The organism is Brevundimonas sp. (assembly GCF_036399195.1).
Classification (GTDB): domain Bacteria; phylum Pseudomonadota; class Alphaproteobacteria; order Caulobacterales; family Caulobacteraceae; genus Brevundimonas.
In genome coordinates this window covers 1-3,738 of record NZ_DASWNO010000276.1, presented here as the reverse complement: position 1 = coordinate 3,738, position 3,738 = coordinate 1, and the positions used below count along the sequence as shown (strand labels likewise).

General features: G+C 71.9%; 3 protein-coding genes and 1 pseudogene. 2 read left to right on the top strand and 2 right to left on the bottom strand.

Annotated features, from left to right (window positions below; translation table 11 throughout):
* Positions 1 to 249, bottom strand: a pseudogene (locus VGB60_RS11960) (hypothetical protein); the annotation flags it as partial.
* Positions 250 to 342: 93 nt separating this feature from the next.
* Between VGB60_RS11960 and VGB60_RS11955 the strand changes: the two are divergent.
* Positions 343 to 1,743: a leucyl aminopeptidase family protein gene (locus VGB60_RS11955; protein ID WP_331038476.1), complete on the top strand. Its 1,401-nt coding sequence runs from the start codon at positions 343 to 345 to the stop codon at positions 1,741 to 1,743.
* Positions 1,744 to 1,798: 55 nt separating this feature from the next.
* A complete protein-coding gene (locus tag VGB60_RS11950) occupies positions 1,799 to 2,581 on the top strand; it encodes an NlpC/P60 family protein (RefSeq protein WP_331038475.1) in 783 nt (260 codons plus the stop codon).
* A gap of 231 nt (positions 2,582 to 2,812) precedes the next feature.
* Here VGB60_RS11950 and VGB60_RS11945 read toward each other — a convergent pair whose 3' ends face one another.
* Positions 2,813 to 3,568, bottom strand: coding sequence for a cytochrome c family protein (locus VGB60_RS11945; RefSeq protein WP_331038474.1), 756 nt, complete (start codon positions 3,566 to 3,568; stop codon positions 2,813 to 2,815).
* Positions 3,569 to 3,738: the final 170 nt, after the last annotated feature.

Sequence of the window (3,738 nt, the reverse complement as noted above, 5' to 3'; positions counted from 1 at the left end):
CGCGACCGCAGCCTTGACCCCCGCGATGGGGTCCATCGGATTTATTTCGGCCTGCTCGGTCCAGAATATCTGGCGCGCGAGAGGATCCGCGCGGTCGTAGGCGGCGCGCACGTCGGCCGTGGCCGGTTGGCGCGTGCGCGGCGCAACCGCAGCGGTCTGCGGCGGGGCGGTCTGAACAGTGGCCATCGCGGGAGCGCCCGAGGCTCCGAGCAGCAGGGCGGTTGCGATAAGGGCGGTCGTGCGCGACATGGACAGGCGCTCCGGAGGGTTCGGGGTCCAGAATCGGCCCTTCGCGTCAATCCTTGGTTAAGATCGGCCCATCCGGGGCCGGAAAGGCCGTCCATGTCCGCCCTTCATCCCGATCTGCTCACGACAGACGCCGCCGGCGCCGTGCCGGTGCGCTTCGTCGGCCCCGCCGGCGAGATCGAGCCTGGGCTGCGGCCGTGGGCGGGGGCCAACGGCTTCAAGGGCAAGCCGGGCCAGCTTCTGGTTGCGCCCAACGCGGACGGCGGGGTGGCGGCGGTGCTGGTCGGCGCGGGCGAGACCTTTGATCCGATGACCGCGCGATCCTTGCCGGCGCGCCTGCCCCCCGGCCTGTACCGGCTGGAGGCCGAGCTCGAGCACGCGGGAACGGCGGCGCTGGCCTTCTTGCTGGGGAGCTACGCCTTCGACCGCTACAAGGCGCGACCCGAGCGCGCGCCGGTCAGGCTCGTCGCGCCCGACGGCCTGGATGTGGCGTCGACGCTGCGGATCGCCTCGGCCTGCGCCCTAGCGCGTGAGATGATCGACACGCCCGCCGCCGACATGGGCCCGCTGCAGATCGAGACCATCGCGCGGGAGATCGCTGAGGCGGCCGGGGCGAGCATCGCCGTGACCACCGGCGACGTCCTGCTGGAGGACAACTATCCCGCGGTTCATGCGGTCGGACGCGCCGCCGCTCCGCATCGCGCGCCCCGGGTGATCGAGGTAGGCTGGAATCTCGACCGCGCCGACCTGCCGCTTGTCGCGCTGGTCGGCAAGGGGGTGGTGTTCGACTCGGGCGGCCTCGACATCAAGCCCGCCGTCGGCATGCGCAACATGAAGAAGGACATGGGCGGCGCGGCCCACGCCCTGGCGCTTGGGCGGCTGGTCATGCAGGCGAATCTGCCGGTGCGGCTGGTGGTGCTGGTCGCCGCCGTCGAGAACGCCATCTCGGGCGACGCCTTCCGGCCCGGCGACGTGCTGTCCAGCCGCAGGGGCCTGACCATCGAGATCGGCAACACCGACGCCGAGGGGCGACTGATCCTCGCCGATATCCTGACCCGCGCGGGCGAGCATTCGCCGGACCTGACGCTGGACTTCGCCACCCTGACGGGCGCGGCGCGGGTCGCGCTGGGGCCGGAGCTGCCGCCGCTCTATACCGACGACGACGCGCTGGCCGCAGACCTGCTGGCGGCCGGTCAGGCGGTGCGCGACCCGCTATGGCGGATGCCGCTGTGGCCAGGCTACCGCGGCGCGGTCGAGGCCGAGATCGCCGACCTGAGAAACGACTCCGCGGCATGGGCGCAGGCCGGCTCGGTGACGGCCGCCCTGTTCCTTCAGAGGTTCGCGCCGACGACTGGATCGTGGGCCCACATGGACATCTTCGCCTGGAATCCGAAGGCCCGCCCCGGATGGCCCGAGGGGGGCGAGGCGCAGGCGTTGCGGGCCTGTTTCGAGCTGCTGACGCGGCGGTTCGGCCACAATAACGCCTCTGTTCGTTAACGGGCTTTTCGGCTTCTCGGGGTAGGACCAAGGCTCACCCCGGACGAGCCCTCGCTTGACTGCAGCCGCCGCCACCCTCGACCCCCGCACCACGCTCGCCCGGCCCGATATGGCCGAGCAGGCGCTGGAGGGCGTTGTGCGGGCGACGGCCTATCGCGCGGCCCGCCCGATGCACTGCGCGGTGGCGGTCGCCGACATCGAGGCAGGCCCTGGCCGGGGGACCGCTCCGCTGGACCAGTTGATCTTCGGAGAGGCGTTCGACGTCCTGCTGGCCGAAGGCGGCCGCATGTGGGGTCAAGCCCGCCGCGACGGCGTCGTCGGCTGGGTTGACGCCGCCCACCTCGCAGAGGGCGCCCCCCTGCCGAACCGGACCGTGACCGAGCCCACCGCCGTTCTGCCGCTCAACGCCCTCGTGGCCGGGACCGATCGGGCGGGTACGTCGATGATAGGAGACTTCCTCGACGATCCCGTCGCGGTGGCGCAGGCCCTGCTCGGGACCCCGCACCGGCTCGGCGGCCGCACGCCGACGGGCACCGACTGCAGCGGATTGGTGCAGCAGGCGCTCTACGCCTGCGGCCGCGCCGGGCCGCGATATGCGGACCAGCAGGCGGAACTGGGCCAGCCCGTCGAACGGTCGGCGGTCCGTCGCGGCGATCTCGCCATCTGGCTGAACGCTGAAGAGGGTCCGTGGCGGGGCCACTCCGCCTTCGTGCTGGACGAGGACCGTCTATTGCACGCCTCGGGCGCCCATGGCGCGGTGGTGATTGAGGCGCTCGCGGACGCCGAGGCGCGCTACAAAGCCTCCGGCTTCACCGCACCCGTCTTCCGCCGGCTCTGAAAGCCTGACGCAGGCAACCCTGTTCGTCCTTCCGGGGCTGGAGCGGCGGAGCCGCGACTGAACCCGGAATCCAGGAGACCTGGCGCGCTGGTCGGAGGCGTCGAAGGTCCGAGCCCGGACGTCTGGGTTCCGGGTTCCGCTGCGCGGCCCCGGAAGGACGAAGTTGTAGTTGGACCGTCGCGCCCCTTTGTCTCCTCCATCGACCATGGGCAGGAGACGGAGCCAAGCCGATCAGCGCGGCAGGGAGTTCTGCGAGCTGGTCTCGTCGGGCGAGGCCTGAGCCGAGGTCTGGGTGGTCGACTGCGCCGCCGGGGAGGCGCCGCTGACCGGCGCGCCGCCGGCTTGGCCGCCCGACTGCTGGGCCGCCTCGGCGGCGCCGGGGGCGACCGGGGCGCCCTCGGCGGCGGCGGCGGGCGCGGCGCCCGGCTGACGCGAGGGGTCCGGCGCTGGGATCGCCACGCCGGTCGAGCCCTGCGTCCGCAGCCAGGCGATCAGGTTCACGCGGGTGTTGGTGTCGCGGATGCCGGCGAACGACATCTTGGTGCCCGGAACGTCGCGGGCCGGAGCGGTGATGAACTCGTCCAGCGCGTCCAGCGACCAGGTGGGGGCTTCGGCCCGGTGGCCCGTCATGGCGTCGGAATAGGCGAAGCCCGCGTGGCTGGCGACCGCCCGCCCGACGACTCCGAACAGGTTCGGCCCGATGCCGTTGGCGCCGCCCGCGTTGACGGTGTGGCAGGCCTGGCAGCGCGCGAAGGCCGCTTCGCCGGCGGCCAGATCGGCGGTCGGCAGGACCGTGCCCCAGTCCGGCGGCAGCACGGCTTCGGCGGCGCCGGCCGCGGCTTCTTCCGGCGCATCGACGAAATACCCCATCTTTTCCGGGGCTTCAGTGTGATAGATGAAGCTTGTCCCTTCGCGCACCGCGAGGATGACGAAGGCGGTCGCCAGTCCGGCGCCCAGGATCTTGTTCCACTTCAGATCGCCGCTCATGCGCGTCGTCTCATCCCGTTTCTGAGGCCCGACCACAGCGAGGACGGGCGAATTCTTGCGTGGGCGTCTCTTACACGCTAGCGCGGCCTTCGCAACCGGCGGAAGCTCGCCCGAGCGTCGCAGCCCCAGCCTTTGTCAGGACCCAACGTGAACCCCCTGATCCTGATCCC